The organism is Nocardia sp. CC213A, from assembly GCF_030766805.1.
Taxonomy (GTDB): domain Bacteria; phylum Actinomycetota; class Actinomycetes; order Mycobacteriales; family Mycobacteriaceae; genus Nocardia; species Nocardia otitidiscaviarum.
Window position 1 is genome coordinate 15,397 of the sequence record NZ_JASFXA010000010.1, and the last position, 15,162, is coordinate 30,558.

Sequence of the window (15,162 nt, forward strand, 5' to 3'; positions counted from 1 at the left end):
ATCGCGGAGCGGCGGACGAGCCATCACCCCAGAACGCGCTCCACCCACCGGCGCGGTTCGCCGATCTCGTCGGTGCGCGGCAGCGTGTCACCGTCGGTCCAGATCGCGTTGAACTCGTCGATGCCGACGGTGGCCACCACCTCGTCCACGAACTTCTTGCCACGCACGTACTGCGCCACCTTGGCATCCATGCCGAGCAGGGCGCGCAGCAGCCGCTGGATCGGATTGCCGGGGCGACGGCGACGCTGATCGAAGGCCGAGCGGATCCGGGTCACCGAGGGCACCACCGCCGGGCCGACGGCGTCCATGACATGGTCGGCGTGCCCCTCGAGCAGGGTGCCGAGCATGAGCAGGCGGTCCAGCGCCTCGCGCTGCGGTGCGGCCTGGGTGGCGCGCAGCAGGCCGATGACGCCGCCGGACGACGGGTCCTCGACACCGCGGCGGCGCTCCTTCACCGCCTCCACCAGCCGGGCCAGCACATCGGCGAGAGGCTCGTCGCCGACCTCGCCGAGCAGTTCCACATTGCGCTTCATGTAGTCGGCCAGCCAGGGCGCGGAGGAGAACTGCACCCGGTGCGTGACCTCGTGCAGGCACACCCAGAGCCGGAAGTCGCTGGCCGGAACGCCGAGCGCCCGCTCCACGCCCATGATGTTGGGCGCGACCAGCAGCAGCGTGCCGTTCGGCCCGCTGAACGGGTCGTACTGTCCCAGAATCGCCGTGGACAGGAACGCCAGCATGGCCCCGGCCTGCACCCCGGCGGGCTTGCCGACGAACCGCCCGCGATCGTCGGCACCCGGCTCGTTGCCGGTGAGCGCCGCCATGGACGCGGCCGCGGCCTGAATCCAACCGGGCCGGTCCACGACCCGCGCCGCGGGCACCACCGAACCGTCCTGCAGTCGGCTCACCTCGCGCACGGGCGCTTCGGCGCGCACCGAGGCGTCGGCCAGTTCGGCCACCGCCTGCTCCGCCGAGTACCGCGTGGTCCGCGGCCCGGCCGGGACCAGCAGGGCTCCGGTGCGGGCGGCCAGCTGCCAGTCCACGGCGCCGGTCAGCCCCGGCTTGGATTTACGGCTCAATTCCCCGGTCTTCGGGTCGATCACCAGTTGGGCACGGGACTCACCGGTACCCGGGTTGGCGGCATCGGCCGAATGGTGTTCGGGTCCGGTCATAGTCATCCACCCGTCAGGAGCATCCACAATTACGCAGTGTCGCCGCGATGGCGTCCAACGCGGGGCGGCTCGCTCCCGGCAGCCGCTCGTTCGACATCAACGCGAAGGTGAGTACGCGCCCATCGCGATCCAGCACATACCCCACCAACGAGCTTGCCACGTCCAGAGTTCCGGTTTTGGCACGTACCCAGCCCGCGCCGGCGCGATCGCGCACCGTGTAGCGGTCGGTGAGCGTCCCCGTCGCACCGGCCACCGGCAGGTAGTCCAGCAGCGCCGACAGCGGTGAGGCGGTGACCGAAGCCGCCCCCTTCACACTCGAATCGTCTTGGCTCCCCGAGCTGTTCGGGAGTGTCGCGACGGTGATGATCCGGTCGAGCACGCTCGCCGGAATGCGGTCGTCGACCGAGAGTCCGCTGCCGCCGTCGGCCAGGGTGACGCCGGTCAGGTCGAATCCGGCGGCGCGCAGGGTGGTGGTGAGACCGGTCACCGCACCCGTAAAGGACTGTTCCGCACCGGTGGCGGCGGCGATCTCGCGGGCGATGGTCTCGGCCAGCACGTCGTCGGAGTCGACCATCATGTCCCGCAGCCGGTCGCGCAGCGGTGCGGACTGGACGGCCGCGACCCGTGTCGCCCCGGTGGGAGCGGTTCCCAGCCGGACCCGCGCCGGATCCAGGCCCAATTCCACGGCCAGTCGCCGCCCGGCGTCCAGCGCGGGCGTCGGGGTGCGCGGCGAGTACGCGCGCAGCGGTTCCAGGCGACCGCCGTCGAGCATGACCGGGTCGATGGGCGCGATGGAGCCGCCCGCGATGTCCTCGGTCAGCCAGCCCGGGGCCATGCTCGGCCCGGTGTAGCGCGAGGTGTCCACCACGATGGTGTCCGCCGTCCGCCCGGACGTCTTGATCTGCGCCACCAGATCCGACAGCTTCGGCCCGTCCTGGTAGTAGCCCTTGCCGTCGGGCTGCGCGGTCAGCGTCGGATCGCCGCCGCCCACCAGCACCAGTTCGTTCGGCGTGGCCCCGGTGACCACCTCGGTCGTCACCCGCTGGTCCTGCGGCAGCGCCAGCAGTGCGGCGGCGGCCAGCAGGATCTTGGCATTGGAGGCCGGGATCTGCGGCTTGTCCGGGTCCAGGCTGAACAGCACCTCACCGGTATCGCCGTCGGAGACCACCGCGGCGAACACACCCAGGTCGGGGTTGTTCACCACCGGCCCCAGCGCCGCCGCCAGACCGGCCTTCGAGGGTGCGGGCGCATCGGCGGGGGCGGGCGCCACCCGCGGCGACACCGTGGCGGGGGCGGGCGCGGCGGCGATGGTCAAGCCCCCGTGCCGGAACTCCTCGGTCCACGGCTTCAGGATCAACGCCACCGAGGTCACCGCGACCAGCACCATGACCAGCACGGATGCCACGACGATCCAGTTTCTGCGACGCCGCTTGGCGGCCAATCCACCGATGTTCTTCTTGTCCGCACCGACCACGTGCCGCTGTCTCCCTGGTACCAGTGGTGGGATCGTCCGGCGTCCCTGCCGCACCCACACGCTCGCGCACCACACTATCCTCGTTGCGCAGTCGTTCCTTCGAACGAGCTGGCGAGTCGGCAGCCATAGGCACCAGAAAAGAGGAGATGACGTGGAGTTCGACGTCACCATCGAGATCCCCCGGGGTCAGCGGAACAAGTACGAGGTCGATCACAAGACCGGCCGCGTGAAGCTGGACCGCTACCTGTACACCCCGATGATGTACCCGGCCGACTACGGCTTCATCGAGGACACCCTCGGCTCCGACGGCGATCCGCTCGATTGCATGGTGCTGCTGCCCGAGCCGGTGTTCCCGGGCGTCATCGTGGAGGCCCGTCCGGTCGGCGTGCTGCTCATGAGCGATGAGGCGGGCGGGGACGAGAAGGTCGTGGCGGTGCCCGCCGGTGACAAGCGCTGGGATCACATCCAGGACGTCGAGGACATCCCGGAGTTCCAGCGCAAGGAGATCGCGCACTTCTTCGAGCGCTACAAGGACCTGGAGCCCGGCAAGTGGGTCAAGGTCGAAGGCTGGGAGGGCCGTGAGAAGGCCGAGTCGCTGGTGACCGAGGCGTACGCCCGCCTGAAGGAGCAGGGCGGACACTGAGGTTCCGGTTCGGCGTCGCCGACATGACGAAGCGGGTGGCACGGTATTCCGTGCCACCCGCTTCGCGCGTCGGCTGCCGACTTTACCGGCCGAGACCAGCTGCCGGACAGGCGGTCTCGCTCCGCAGGTCAGCCGATCACCTGCCCCGGAATTCGGGCTCGCGCTTCTCGAACACCGACTGGATGGCCTCGGTGAGGTCCTCCGAGGGCAGGAAGGCGGCGTTCCAGGCGGAGACGTAGCGCAGGCCGTCGGCCACGCGGCCCGCCTTGGGCTGGTCCAGCACATCCTTGATGCCCTGTACCACCAGCGGTGGATTGGTGGCGATCTCGCGAGCCATGGCATGTGCCGCCTCCAGCACCGCGTCCTGGTCGGGGTACACGTCGTTGACCAAGCCGATCTTCTCGGCGCGGGCGGCGTCGATGTCCTTGCCGGTGAGCGCCAGCTCGCGCACGTGGCCCTCCCCGATGATGCCGGGCAGGCGGTGCAGCGAGCCGATGTCGGCGACGATGGCGACCTTGGCCTCGCGCAGGCTGAACTTGGCCTCGGCGCTGGCTAGCCGCACGTCCACGGCGGCGATGAGATCCAGCCCACCGCCGATGCACCAACCGGAGACGGCGGCGATGACGGGCTTGCGGCAGTCCGCGACCGCGGTCACCGCGGCCTGCATCTCGCGGATGTGCCTCATGAAGTTGGTGCGCGGCGCGGCCAACGCGCGCTCGCCGAGCAGCGGACCGAACAGCGGGCTCATGGCGGGCAGGTCCAGGCCGTAGGAGAAGTGCTTGCCGGAACCGGTGAGGACGATGGCCCGCACCTCCGGGTCGGCGTCCAGCTGACCGAAGATCTGCGGTAGCTCGTGCCAGAAGTCCGGTCCCATGGCATTGCCCTTGCCGGGTCCGGTCAGGGTGACCTGAGCCACCCGGTCCTTGCTCTCGACTGTGAAAGCCTTCCATTCAGTCATTCGCCCAGCGTATCGGGGGGCGGCGGCGGGCCGACAGGGCAGCGTCGCGGCGGGACTGAATCCGATGCGCCGCACCCGTTTCCGATCCCCCCGCACATTCACCGCAACCGCTCTACCCTGGTGCCATGCGCAGGTCCCTACCGCCCGTCGCTGCCAAGGTCTCCGACACGCTGATCGCGCGCGGCCATCACGGCGTGATCATCACCCAGGCCGAACCGACCCACACCGCGCAGGCCGCCGCCGCATCGCTCGGGGTGCCGGTGGGCGCCATCACCACATCGCTGGTGTTCCTGCTCGACGAGGATCCGGTGCTGCTGCTGGTCTCCGGCGCGCACCAGGTGCATCTGGATCGCACCGGCAAGCGGCTGGAGGGCGCGCTGACCCGGGCTCCCGCCGCCATGGTGCGGGAGGTCACCGGCCAGCCGATCGGCGGGGTGGCTCCGGTGGGCCATCCCGTCAATCTCCCCACCTACATCGACAACGCGCTCGCCGGGCATCCGGAGCTGTGGGCGGCGGGCGGGCATCCGAATACGTTGTTCCGCACCACATTCGGGGAACTGGTGCGGATCACGGCGGGACTGGCCATCGACGTCGACTGAATCCGGCGGCCCCGCGCTCCGGCTCGGCTCGGCCGTCCCGCGCGCGACCGGTGTTCCGTTCGACTCGAGCGCAACCGGAATACCTCGGGCGCTCGGGGCGTACCTTGCCTATGTGACCGATTCTCCATCCGAGCTACGGGTCCCCGATGATCTGAGCGGTATCGCAGCTCACCAGTATCGCGCCGCCATGCGTCACTATCCGGCGGGCGTCACGGTCGTCACGCTCATGTCCGACAACGGGCCGGTCGGCTTCACCGCCACCTCATTCGCCTCCGTATCGCTGGACCCGCCCCTGATCACCTTCAATATCGCCGAGACCTCCTCCAGCATCGACGCCCTGCTGCACGCCGAATCCGTCGTCGTGCACTTCCTCGGCGAACACCAGCGCCACATCGCCCAGCGCTTCAGCCGCGCCGCCGCCCAGCGCTTCACCGACCGCTCCCTGTGGACCACCCTCGACACCGGCGAACCGGTCCTGCACGGCACCCCCATCTGGGTCCGCGCCGCCATCCACCGCCTCATCCCCATCGGCGACCACACCCTGGTGGTCAGCCTGGTCACCCGCGTCCACGACGACGCCGAGGAAGAACCCAGCGCCGCACCCCTGCTCTACTACAACGGCGGCTACCACCGCCCCGAACCGCTGCGCTGACTCAGGCCGGCGGTCAGGGGCGGGCGAATTCCTCGGCCAGTTCCCCGAACATGTCGGTGTTCATGGCGAAGGCGCGGCGAGCCTCGTCGAGTACGCGCTCGGTGTCGTCGCCGCCGATGGGCAGGGCGTCGAGGAGTTCGCGGTATTCGCGTTTGAAGGCGGCCGGGTTGCCGATCCGGTCGAAGACGTAGAAGCGCACGCCGTCGCCCTTCTTGGGCAGGTCCCACAGCTTTTCGGCGGTGCCGCGGATGACCTGGCCGCCGGAGAGGTCGCCCAGATAGCGGGTGTAGTGGTGGACGACGTATCCGGCCGACCAGTCCCGGGCGCATTCGGCGATGCGGTCGGCATAGGCGTGGGTCGAGGGCAGGGGGCGCAGGTCGTCGCGCCAGTCCGGGCCGCCGAGATGGGCGAGGTCGGTTTCCAGGGCGGCGAGGCGGGCGAGTTCCGGGCGCACGAACGGTCCGGCGACGGGGTCGGCGGCGAGGTCGGCGGAATGCCGCTCCAGCGCCTCGTAGACGAACCACAGCTGGGCGGTGTAGCGGTAGAACGCCCGCACGCCGAGGGTGCCGGTGAGCATGTCGCGCATGAACGAGGAGTGTTCGGCCTCGGTGTGCTGCTGCTCGGTCGCGGTGCGGATCAGGGTCGAAAACGGCGTCGCGGTGTCCAGCATGGTCGTGCTCCCTCGTTGTCGATCCTGGGCCGCCCATACTTTGGCTACCCTAACTTCACAGTCGAGATTACCGGCCCCGGCGAACCCCCGGTTCCTACTTTGCGGCCCACCCGATCCAACTTTCGGATGATTCTCGGCGCGGGGTTGACAAGTTCCGCGCCCGTCTGCCAACCTCTGCAATCAGGTCATGAGTACCAGCGCTAAGCCCCGGCTAGCTGGTCGGCAACCCTCCTCCGCGGTGGGGTGCTCCGGGTGACGACCGGGCCGTGATTCACACGAACACGGCAAGCGCGGACTCCGATCACCTCACGATCACGAGTCCCTGAGCCGACGGGATTTCGTCATGACTGCTTTCGCCGACCAGAGCTGCGCCGCCCTCGCCACCGTCTCCGGATGCGATCTGCGGGTGCCGCTCGTACAGGGCGGCACCGCCGCCTACGCCAACTTCGACTACGCCGCCAGCGCGCCCGCGCTCGAGCGGGTCACCGAGCGGGTGCGGGATCTGCTGCCCTACTACGCCAGCGTGCACCGCGGCGCGGGCTACGCCTCCCGCATCTCCACCGACTGCTACGAATCCGCGCGAAAGACGGTGGCGCGCTTCGTGAATGCCGCCGACGACCAGTGCGTGATCTTCACCCGCAACACCACCGACTCGCTGAATCTGCTGGCCGCCTGCGTCCCCGGCGACACCGTGGTGCTGGATATCGAACATCACGCCAACTTCCTGCCGTGGACCCGGCACGGGCGGCGCGTGGTGCGGGCCGCCGACACCATCGAGGAGACCATTCAGCGCGTCGTCGCCGAACTGTGCAGCAAACCCGCTGCGTTGCTTGCCATTACGGGTGCGTCCAATGTGACCGGGGAGCTGCTGCCGATCGAGCGACTGGCCTGGATCGCGCACCAGTGCGGCACCCGCATCCTGGTGGACGCCGCCCAACTGGCCCCGCACCGGCGGATCGACCTGTGCGCCAGCGATATCGACTATGTAGCCTTCTCCGGCCACAAGCTCTACGCCCCCTTCGGCGCGGGCGTGCTTGTCGGACGCCGGGATTGGCTGGATGCCGCCGACCCGTATCTGGCGGGCGGCGGCGCGGTCCGGGAGGTCACCGACGCCGACGCCGAGTGGGCGTGCGCACCGCAGCGGCACGAGGCCGGTTCCCCCAACGTCCTCGGCGTGGCCGCCCTGGCCGCCGCCTGCGACGCACTGGCCGCGCTCGACGAGACCACGGTCACCGAACACGAGCTCTACCTCGCGCACCGGCTGCGCTACGGGTTGAAAACCGTTCCGGGCGTGCGGTTCCTGCGCATCTGGCGGGACAGCACCGACGCCGTCGGTATCGTGGCCTTCACCCTGGACGGCTTCGAACCCGGGCGGGTGGCCGCCTACCTCTCCGCCGAACACGGCATCGGGGTGCGCGACGGCCGCTTCTGCGCGCACCCGCTCCTGGCCAAGCTCGGGGTGGACAGCGCGCTGCGCGCCAGCATCGGCCTCGGCACCACGTCCGCCGATGTGGACCGGCTCGTCGACGCCGTCGCCGCCCTGGTCGAGCGGGGGCCGGGCTGGGAGTACGCCTGCACCGACGGGCACTGGAACCCGGTGCCGGAGACGCGCCCGTTCGACGGTGACACGGCCGGGGCAGCGCCCTGCGTCTGAGCATCCGGACGACTCCGTCCCCCGAGCCGGGCTCGGGGGACGGAGTTTCGGGTTCACGGCACGTAGTACCGGGCGGCGAGTTCCTCGACCACGGGGTCGTCCTCGGCCACCGCGTCCAGCAGTTCCAGATCCGTGAGAACCGACACCTGCCGGGTATCGTCCTGGTCCGGATCGGGCGCACCGTCCTCGTTCAGCTGCCGCAGCAGCTTCTCGCGCACTCGTTTCTTCAGCGAATCACCCATACCGACAGCATGCCCCGATCGGCGACGTCCACCCGTTCGGCCACGCCGCCGGTCACACCGGAACCAGCCAGCTCCCCCACGGCGTATTGCGAAACACCGTATAGGCCACCAGGAAGGCGAGCGTCACCCAGAGCAGGGGGCGCGGCAGCCCCCGCGGCAGCAGTTGCGCCGGTTGCCCGCGCCAGCTGCGCACCATCCAATACCCCCACCACGCAACGAATCCCAGCAACAGCGGGAACAGCAGCAGATTGCTCTGCACCGCGTCCAGCACCCGCCCGTCGGTGAGATTGTGCAGTCCGCGCAGGCCACCGCAGCCGGGGCACCAGAAACCGGTCAGCTCGTAGAAGGGGCAGATCCCCCACGACCCCTCCTGATGCGGGTCCCGGAAGTGCACGGCGGCGGCGATTCCCGCGACCGCGCCACCAGCGAGCAACGGCAGCCCCATGGCCCGCCACCGGGAGCGGGGCGGGGATTCGGGCGTATGCGCGAGGGTGGCGTCCACGCGCTCAACGGTAGTGGCGTGGCACCGGGTGCGCCAGACACGGCCTCATCGCACCCGATCCGGGTCTGGGCATTCCGGATCTCCGACGCCCGGGCGGAGTCGGCGTCGACACGCCCGCATCGGTTACCGGCAACCAATCACCGCAGGTGACACGCTGTCGCCGTGACCGATTCGCTGATGATGGACGCCATCGACGCCGTCTCCGACCTGGTGAACGCCCGCGCCGCCGCCACCGCGGGCACACCGCTACCCCCGGCGACTTGGCTATGGGACTGCTGCGCCCGCTTCACGGCCGCGCGGCAGCCGGAGTTCCGCGGCACCATCCACCCCGACCTGTCCGCCGCCGAGGCGAACGCGCACCTGTCCCAGTGGGCGCGAGCCCTCGACATGGTCGACACCACCACCCCCGGCGAAGCCGCCGAGGGCCGCCGCTCCTACTCCACCACCCTCGGCGCGGCCGCCATCCGCCTCACCGCCGTCATCGACGCCCTGGCCCCCGCCACCGAAACCCAGCCGCTCCCGATCCTCACGAACATGTCGTAGCCCTCCCCTACTATCGAAAGTTTGTTCGACTCGAGGTAATCTCCCCATCCATGCCGGAACTGTCCCGCCTCGATTGGGCTCGCATGAACCTCGACCAGGTCCGCAGACAACTCCTCGACGCGGCGGCCTTCGGCAAATACATCACCCCCGAACAGCTCGAACACGCCGCCGGCAAGATCGCCGAGGGCATGCGCATCTACCTGGAAGAGATACACCCCACCGACCCGGCACCGGACCGCTCCACCTTCCACGGACACATGGACGAATGGCCCGGCTGATGGCCGACGACGATCTAGTACCGGGTCCTGGCAGCGGCAAGCCTAGGCCGGTTCTCAACCATCAGCGGTAGCCGCGGACCCGGACACCGGCTGGATCGGTGACCGGCGCGGTGAGCGATCCGGCGAGCATGTCGATGATCTCTCCCCAGGCGTCCACATCCCCGGAGCGCACCTTTCCGGCCTCGACCGCGTGCTCGAAGTCGGCCAGCAGCGCGAAGAGCATCGTGGTCACCGCGCGCAGTCTGCGCACCCGTAGCCGCGGCGGCAGGTCGGCGAGCTCTCGGTCCAGGCCCCGCATGATGACCCGCACCGAGGTCCGCTCGGCGCTGTCGAGATTGGCCGCGTCCGTCACCGCCGGATGGGTGTGAATCTGCGCGAGGAACCGGGCGTAGTGGTGGACGCCGTGCCGCTCACCGAGTTCGAACATGGGGATCACCAGCGCTTCGAGCAACCCGTGCACACCGGGCGGTGTGCCCGAACCCGCTTGTTCGGCAAGTAGTTCCAGCCGCCGCGCCTCCAACGTGGCCAGTCGCAGCTCGACCACGGCCGCGATGAGACCGTCGCGGGATCCGAAATGGTATTGGATCGCCGAGTTGTTCCGCTGGCCCGCGGCCGCCGCGATATCCCGCAGCGGCACCGCCTGCCCGCGCTCCGCGATCAGCCGTTCCGCCGCGAGAATGATCCGTTTCCGCGCATCCGTCGCCGCCATCCTCCGCCCTCCGTACTCGCCTGCCAGCACAGTAGCGCCCCACCAGGGGATAAAGAAGTTCTTCTTGACAGTTAAGTACTATTTCTTAAAGCTGCTGGTGACTACAGTCACAACGGTCAGCTCGGAGAGGGACTTTCTCGATGATCCTGGACACCTTCCGCCTGGACGGCCGCGTCGCCGTCGTCACCGGTGCGGGCCGCGGCATCGGCGCAGCCACCGCCCTCGCGCTCGCCGAAGCGGGCGCGGACGTCGCCATCGCCGCCCGCACCAAAGAACAACTCGACGAGGTCGCCGAACAGATCCGCACCCTCGGCCGCCGCGCCCTCACCGTCCCCTGCGACCTGTCCGACCTGGACGCGGTGCGGGCCTTCGCCGACACCGCGGCCGCGGAACTCGGCCACCTCGACATCGTGGTCAACAATGTCGGCGGCACCATGCCCAACACGTTCATGACCACCGGCACCGACTTCCTCGAAGAGGCATTCCGTTTCAACGTCTCCACCGCGCATGCGCTGACCCAGGCCGCGGTCCCGCACCTGCTGCGCGCGGGCGGCGGGTCCGTGGTGAACATCAGCTCGATGATGGGGCGCACCGCCGGACGCGGCTTCCTCGCCTACGGCACGGCCAAAGCCGCACTCGCACACTGGACCCGGCTGGCCGCGACCGACCTATCCCCGAAGATCCGAGTCAACGCCATCGCGGTCGGGTCGGTTCTCACCTCCGCGCTGGATGTCGTCGCACGGCAACCGGAGATCAAATCGGCCATGGAGTCGGCCACCCCGCTCGGGCGGCTCGGCGAGCCCTGGGAGATCGCCGCCGCCATCGTCTATCTCAGCTCCCGCGCCGGCGGCTACATCACCGGCAAGGTGCTCGAGGTGGACGGCGGTATCGAACGGCCCAACCTCGACCTCGGCCTGCCCGACCTGTGATCACCTACAGCACAAGGACATTCGATATGACCTATCGCGTAGTGCAGTGGAGCACCGGCAATGTGGGACGGCGCGCACTGCGATCCATCATCGCCCGGCCCGAACTGGAACTGGTCGGCGTCTGGGTGTCCGGCCCGGAGAAGGCGGGCCGTGACGCCGGCGAACTCGCCGGTCTCGACCGCGAGATCGGCGTCACCGCCACCGAAGACGCGGCGGCGCTGCTCGCCCTGCGACCGGACTGCATCGTCCACACCGCCATGGCCGACGACCGGCTCATGGAGGCCGTCGAAGAGCTGAAGGGTTTCCTGCGCGCGGGCATCAACGTGGTGTCCAGCAGCCCCGTCTTCTTGCAGTACCCCTACGGCGTCCTCCCCGACGAGGCCATCGCGCCGATCGTCGCCGCGGCCGAGGAGGGCGGAGCTTCGCTGTGGGTCAACGGGATCGACCCCGGCTGGGCCAACGACTGGCTGCCGCTGGTGCTGTCCAGCGGCTCCGAGCGCATCGACCACGTCGTCTGCTCGGAGATCATGGACTACTCCACCTACGACAATCCCAAGGTCGTCTTCGACATCATGGGCTTCGGCAGCGCCCTCGACGACCTGCCCATGCTGCTGCAGCCCGGTGTACTCACCCTCGCCTGGGGCAGCGTCGTCCGGCAGCTGGCCGCCGGCCTGGGCGTCGAACTCGATGCCGTGACACAACATTTCGAGCGGCTCCCGGCGACGGAGAAACTCGTCGTCGGCGACCGCGCGGTAGCCCCCGGAACGGCCGCAGCACTGCGTTTCCAGGTGCACGGCGTGCGTGCGGGCCGCGAGATCCTCACCCTCGAACACGTCACCCGTCTACACCCCGACCTCGCCCCCGACTGGCCCCAACCGGCCGGAAAGGGTTGCTACCGAGTCGAAATCGACGGCGACCCCGACTACCGTCTCGACCTCCAGCTCTACAGCGACGGCGACCACGCCTTGGCCGGCGTAATCGGCACCGCTGCCCGCCTGGTCAGCGCCGTCCCCGCGGTGGTAGAAGCGCGGCCGGGCCTGCTCACCGCCCTCGATTTGCCGCTCACGACCGGTCGCGGACTGGTGTCCTGAGTCGTTAAACCGGACCCGAAACCGCCCTATACAGGTACCACCCCGACCCGCTGCGCGAGTCGGCCGAGCTCCCCGGAAGTGAGGTCCCTACGCGCCGAGCGCATCATGTGGCCGACCAGTTCGCGCACATGCGTCATACTCCGAACATGCTGCGGCGCTGTGTGTTCGGCGCGCAATAGCGAGTGCAGCGACTCGCGGTAGTTCCGCTGCATCGCGTGGGCTCGGCCGATCTCCACGAAATACTGTGCTCGACGGCCCTGGACGGGCAGGTCGTCGGGCGAGAGGGTCGGCGCAAGGGCGAGAACACGACCGGGTTCGCGTTGTTCCATGGCAGCGGACATCCTCCACAGCTGGACATTCGATGCCGCGAACGTCTTGTTGCGGACCACCGAGGCCGAAGGTGCGGCGTCACTCAGCCTGTCGGCTTGCTCGGCCGCCGCGTCGAGGTGCGGGCCGGGATCGCCGCCCAATGCCGCGGTGACGAGCGATGATTGCAGGTGCAGCATCCCGCACGTTTCGACATCGCCGACCGTGCGCACGTCCGCGTCGATACGGTCGGCCGTACTCTTGGCGATGTCCAAAGCCGCAGGCAGGCCATCGGGCCGGGACAGCAGAACCTGACTGCGCACGAACGCGGTAGCCGCGAGCGCGGCCGTGCTTCCGGTGTGTGGCGCGGCGCGCTCGGCCTCCTGCGCCGCCGTCCAGGCTAGAGCCTGGTAGCCACGCGCCTTGAGAGCCGAAGCGACACCGTAGACGATCGAGGCGAACACGTCCCACGCTCGCTCTTGCTCGCTGCCCTTCGCATCTCGAAGATGCCGATAGCAGTCGGTCAGCATCGGTGCGAGCATCGGCCCGAGAGTGGCGTAGTCGCAATCATGACGCATACGTGTGGCGCTCTGCGCCAAGGCTGCCAGCTCATCGAGAGTTCGGGGCGGGCGCGCATCGGTGATGTTTCCCCGCGTCCACAGCACGGTCTCGATCGCAGGCACCGACATGTGGAATCCTGCGGCGGACGGGTCGAAGCGGTCCCCTTCATGCCCGGTGAGGTCGCCGATGGACACGCCGAGGGCTTCGGCCAGCGCCAACAAGACACGGCGCGAGTCGACCGGCCGTTCTCCCGCCTCGTACTTCGCGATAGCCCCTCGACTCAGAATGCCGGTGCGATCGGCGAGTACTTGCTGAGAGATGCCACGGCGGGCACGAATGGCCCGCACACGCTGACCGATGTAGCGGCTTTCGTCGATCCGGAATTCGCCCATAGTCTGCCCCTCGGTGGCGTCGGCAAAGCACCATGCTAGCCGTGTGTCCCGCAGCGGGACAGAACGCCGTGTGAATCCTGCCACTCTTCATGTCAGCCCCGGCGCCGGGTCGATAGCCCCGTCTCCCCCGGCGTCGGGTGCACTCCAACCGTTCCAGGGACCTGGAGGCACCCGACATGGAAATCATCCTCGCAATCGTGGTCACCGCGCTACTCCTCGTGGTCACCACAGCCGCCGCACTCGACCATGCGCCCCACGCCCGTCACCACCGCGGCCCCACCGTCGCGGAGATCCAGGCACGCCTCGACGCCGAGGCCGCGCGCCCGCTCGTTCCGCTGCGGGGGTCGTCATGACGATTCATCTTCCCGCAGGCATCGACGCCGCGACCATCGCCGCGATCATCAGCCACGCGAGTTCCCGATGGGCGGCTGAGCATCCACATGAGGCCATGCAGGCACACCTCGAATGCCGTGTCGGCCAATGTCTTACGAAGACGATCGCGTACAAGAAGCTCGTCGGCGACGGCAAGCTGGTACCGGGGGGATGGCCGGAGTGAGCGCGCCGCCCACACCGACGATGTACATCACCACGCACGCGAGCGGCACCGCACGCTGGGCGATCATCGACGGCGTCGCAACCGTTTTCGCAGTGTGCGACCTGCCCATGCCGCCCACAGAGAACGGTGTCGACCTCGGCAAGTGCTTCGACCTGTTCCCCGCCCAGCGCGAGCTGTTCTGGCAGATCCTCGCCGAACGCGAGGCCATGCGCCCCGGCGGACCCACCTGCGGCCGGATCTCCGGCCGGTGAGCGATCCGCGCTGAGTAAACCTGCCGGGGACGTTCGTTACGCTCTGGTCGTGGCCATCGGCGAGTTCACCACACTGACCGGACTCGAGGTCGAACAGATCTGGGTGTGGAAATCGTACCTGCGCTTGGTCTTCGAGCTCGGCGCACGCGATCGGTCCGGTATCTTCGTCGACCTGACCGACTTTCGATACATAGACGCGGCGAAAAACACCTGGGACGTCCGAGTCGAGGACGATCCGGCCACCGCCGGCCCAGTTCTCGGCGTGCTGAACCATCGGGTCACCGCCGCACAGATCCGGAACTGGGAACTGACCCTCACCTTCGACACCGGCGCATACATCGCATGCCCTCCTCAGGCAGCCTACGAAGCCTGGGCGGCCTGCCTACCCGACGCACGCTGGGATTGCCCGCCCGGCGCATCGGAGACCGACTGGCCTCACCCCTGACACCCAGCCGGTACTGCGAGGGCGTCGCACCGACCAGTGACGATCATCGCCCAGCCGCCCGCCCCGACCAGACCATCCAGGTCGCGAATGCATTGCCGAGCACCAACGCGACGAACGGGAGCGCGTAGACCAACGCGGCGGACAGGGACAAGCGCGCGGTCCAACTCGGCGAGTACGGATCACGCGGCGGCCCAACCGCTTCCTCGATTCCGGCCGCGGCGAACAGCAACGGCGGCAGGGACAGCAGGACGAGTCCGAGCATCGCCGTCACCGTGCCGGTGCGACTCCACAGCATCGAAGCGCCGAACAGCGCGAACACGATCCCCGGTAGGAACAACACGGCGCCGAACACCATGACGACCATCCAGTTACCGGCGATATCGGTGGCCACCGACCGATCGGCCACCTCATTGAGGATGGCGGTGGCCACCACCACACCGACCCCGAACCCAATCGGCGCGAATGCCATCCCCACCGTCCACGTCCCCGCGCGCGCCATTCCAGCAGCATGGCACACGATGCGGGTGACGCAGGATCG

General features: G+C 68.9%; 21 protein-coding genes and 1 riboswitch. Of the genes, 12 read left to right on the plus strand and 9 right to left on the minus strand.

Features of this window, described 5'->3' with window-relative positions; all coding sequences use genetic code 11:
- Positions 1 to 23: 23 nt before the first annotated feature.
- Positions 24 to 1,169 carry a zinc-dependent metalloprotease gene (locus QJS31_RS19305; RefSeq protein ID WP_282784936.1) on the minus strand — a complete coding sequence of 382 codons (1,146 nt, stop codon included), beginning with the start codon at positions 1,167 to 1,169 and terminating at the stop codon, positions 24 to 26.
- A 13-nt stretch (positions 1,170 to 1,182) separates the two neighbouring features.
- The gene (gene dacB / locus QJS31_RS19310; RefSeq protein ID WP_282784934.1) at positions 1,183 to 2,643 is read right to left on the minus strand and encodes a D-alanyl-D-alanine carboxypeptidase/D-alanyl-D-alanine-endopeptidase; all 1,461 of its coding nucleotides are present in this window, start codon (positions 2,641 to 2,643) and stop codon (positions 1,183 to 1,185) included.
- Between the two features lie 151 nt (positions 2,644 to 2,794).
- On the opposite strand from dacB, the gene ppa reads away from it, so the two are divergent.
- Positions 2,795 to 3,286, plus strand: coding sequence for an inorganic diphosphatase (ppa, locus tag QJS31_RS19315; protein WP_029925158.1), 492 nt, complete (start codon positions 2,795 to 2,797; stop codon positions 3,284 to 3,286).
- A gap of 136 nt (positions 3,287 to 3,422) precedes the next feature.
- Here ppa and QJS31_RS19320 read toward each other — a convergent pair whose 3' ends face one another.
- On the minus strand, positions 3,423 to 4,244 hold the full coding sequence (locus QJS31_RS19320; RefSeq protein WP_306357321.1) for a crotonase/enoyl-CoA hydratase family protein: 822 nt from the start codon (positions 4,242 to 4,244) through the stop codon (positions 3,423 to 3,425).
- A 125-nt stretch (positions 4,245 to 4,369) separates the two neighbouring features.
- Here QJS31_RS19320 and QJS31_RS19325 point away from each other — a divergent pair, with 125 nt between their 5' ends.
- Positions 4,370 to 4,843, plus strand: a complete 474-nt coding sequence (locus QJS31_RS19325) for a YbaK/EbsC family protein (RefSeq protein WP_306357322.1) — start codon at positions 4,370 to 4,372, stop codon at positions 4,841 to 4,843.
- A 187-nt stretch (positions 4,844 to 5,030) separates the two neighbouring features.
- Positions 5,031 to 5,495 (plus strand): flavin reductase family protein, encoded by a 465-nt coding sequence (locus tag QJS31_RS19330; protein WP_372341769.1) that lies wholly within the window; start codon positions 5,031 to 5,033, stop codon positions 5,493 to 5,495.
- Positions 5,496 to 5,508: 13 nt separating this feature from the next.
- Here the strand turns inward: QJS31_RS19330 and QJS31_RS19335 are convergent, their stop codons facing one another.
- Positions 5,509 to 6,165: a heme oxygenase (biliverdin-producing) gene (locus tag QJS31_RS19335; RefSeq protein WP_306357324.1), complete on the minus strand. Its 657-nt coding sequence runs from the start codon at positions 6,163 to 6,165 to the stop codon at positions 5,509 to 5,511.
- A 183-nt stretch (positions 6,166 to 6,348) separates the two neighbouring features.
- A riboswitch (SAM riboswitch) is annotated at positions 6,349 to 6,462 on the plus strand.
- Between the two features lie 46 nt (positions 6,463 to 6,508).
- Between QJS31_RS19335 and QJS31_RS19340 the strand changes: the two genes are divergently transcribed.
- The gene (locus QJS31_RS19340; RefSeq protein WP_306357325.1) at positions 6,509 to 7,819 is read left to right on the plus strand and encodes an aminotransferase class V-fold PLP-dependent enzyme; all 1,311 of its coding nucleotides are present in this window, start codon (positions 6,509 to 6,511) and stop codon (positions 7,817 to 7,819) included.
- Between the two features lie 53 nt (positions 7,820 to 7,872).
- Here QJS31_RS19340 and QJS31_RS19345 read toward each other — a convergent pair whose 3' ends face one another.
- A complete protein-coding gene (locus QJS31_RS19345; RefSeq protein WP_029925138.1) occupies positions 7,873 to 8,061 on the minus strand; it encodes a hypothetical protein in 189 nt (62 codons plus the stop codon).
- Between the two features lie 52 nt (positions 8,062 to 8,113).
- Entirely contained in the window at positions 8,114 to 8,563 is a 450-nt protein-coding gene (locus tag QJS31_RS19350) for a DUF2752 domain-containing protein (protein ID WP_306357326.1), read from the minus strand.
- 162 nt (positions 8,564 to 8,725) lie between these two features.
- Here QJS31_RS19350 and QJS31_RS19355 point away from each other — a divergent pair, with 162 nt between their 5' ends.
- Together QJS31_RS19355 and QJS31_RS19360 are read left to right on the plus strand one after the other, a co-directional pair.
- Positions 8,726 to 9,106, plus strand: a complete 381-nt coding sequence (locus QJS31_RS19355) for a hypothetical protein (RefSeq protein WP_306357327.1) — start codon at positions 8,726 to 8,728, stop codon at positions 9,104 to 9,106.
- Positions 9,107 to 9,156: 50 nt separating this feature from the next.
- A complete protein-coding gene (locus QJS31_RS19360) occupies positions 9,157 to 9,384 on the plus strand; it encodes a DUF6374 family protein (protein ID WP_282779172.1) in 228 nt (75 codons plus the stop codon).
- 61 nt (positions 9,385 to 9,445) lie between these two features.
- Here the strand turns inward: QJS31_RS19360 and QJS31_RS19365 are convergent, their stop codons facing one another.
- Positions 9,446 to 10,093 carry a TetR/AcrR family transcriptional regulator gene (locus tag QJS31_RS19365; RefSeq protein ID WP_306357328.1) on the minus strand — a complete coding sequence of 216 codons (648 nt, stop codon included), beginning with the start codon at positions 10,091 to 10,093 and terminating at the stop codon, positions 9,446 to 9,448.
- Positions 10,094 to 10,233: 140 nt separating this feature from the next.
- Between QJS31_RS19365 and QJS31_RS19370 the strand changes: the two genes are divergently transcribed.
- Together QJS31_RS19370 and QJS31_RS19375 are read left to right on the plus strand one after the other, a co-directional pair.
- Entirely contained in the window at positions 10,234 to 11,022 is a 789-nt protein-coding gene (locus QJS31_RS19370) for an SDR family oxidoreductase (protein WP_306357329.1), read from the plus strand.
- Between the two features lie 26 nt (positions 11,023 to 11,048).
- Positions 11,049 to 12,113, plus strand: coding sequence for a diacylglycerol kinase (locus tag QJS31_RS19375; RefSeq protein ID WP_282779168.1), 1,065 nt, complete (start codon positions 11,049 to 11,051; stop codon positions 12,111 to 12,113).
- Between the two features lie 26 nt (positions 12,114 to 12,139).
- On the opposite strand, the gene QJS31_RS19380 is transcribed toward QJS31_RS19375, so the two are convergent.
- Complete coding sequence (locus QJS31_RS19380; RefSeq protein WP_282779166.1) at positions 12,140 to 13,372, minus strand: helix-turn-helix domain-containing protein; 1,233 nt, start codon at positions 13,370 to 13,372, stop codon at positions 12,140 to 12,142.
- A 176-nt stretch (positions 13,373 to 13,548) separates the two neighbouring features.
- Here QJS31_RS19380 and QJS31_RS19385 point away from each other — a divergent pair, with 176 nt between their 5' ends.
- Genes QJS31_RS19385 through QJS31_RS19400 form a run of 4 tightly spaced genes read left to right on the plus strand, consistent with a single transcriptional unit; the run spans position 13,549 to position 14,624 of the window.
- Positions 13,549 to 13,725 (plus strand): hypothetical protein, encoded by a 177-nt coding sequence (locus tag QJS31_RS19385; protein WP_306357330.1) that lies wholly within the window; start codon positions 13,549 to 13,551, stop codon positions 13,723 to 13,725.
- Positions 13,722 to 13,928 carry a hypothetical protein gene (locus QJS31_RS19390; protein ID WP_282779163.1) on the plus strand — a complete coding sequence of 69 codons (207 nt, stop codon included), beginning with the start codon at positions 13,722 to 13,724 and terminating at the stop codon, positions 13,926 to 13,928. Before QJS31_RS19385 ends, QJS31_RS19390 begins: the two co-directional genes overlap by 4 nt.
- Positions 13,925 to 14,179, plus strand: a complete 255-nt coding sequence (locus QJS31_RS19395) for a hypothetical protein (protein WP_282779162.1) — start codon at positions 13,925 to 13,927, stop codon at positions 14,177 to 14,179. Before QJS31_RS19390 ends, QJS31_RS19395 begins: the two co-directional genes overlap by 4 nt.
- A 49-nt stretch (positions 14,180 to 14,228) precedes the next feature.
- Positions 14,229 to 14,624 (plus strand): DUF6188 family protein, encoded by a 396-nt coding sequence (locus QJS31_RS19400; RefSeq protein ID WP_282779161.1) that lies wholly within the window; start codon positions 14,229 to 14,231, stop codon positions 14,622 to 14,624.
- 43 nt (positions 14,625 to 14,667) lie between these two features.
- Here QJS31_RS19400 and QJS31_RS19405 read toward each other — a convergent pair whose 3' ends face one another.
- Positions 14,668 to 15,123, minus strand: coding sequence for a hypothetical protein (locus QJS31_RS19405; protein ID WP_306357331.1), 456 nt, complete (start codon positions 15,121 to 15,123; stop codon positions 14,668 to 14,670).
- Positions 15,124 to 15,162: the final 39 nt, after the last annotated feature.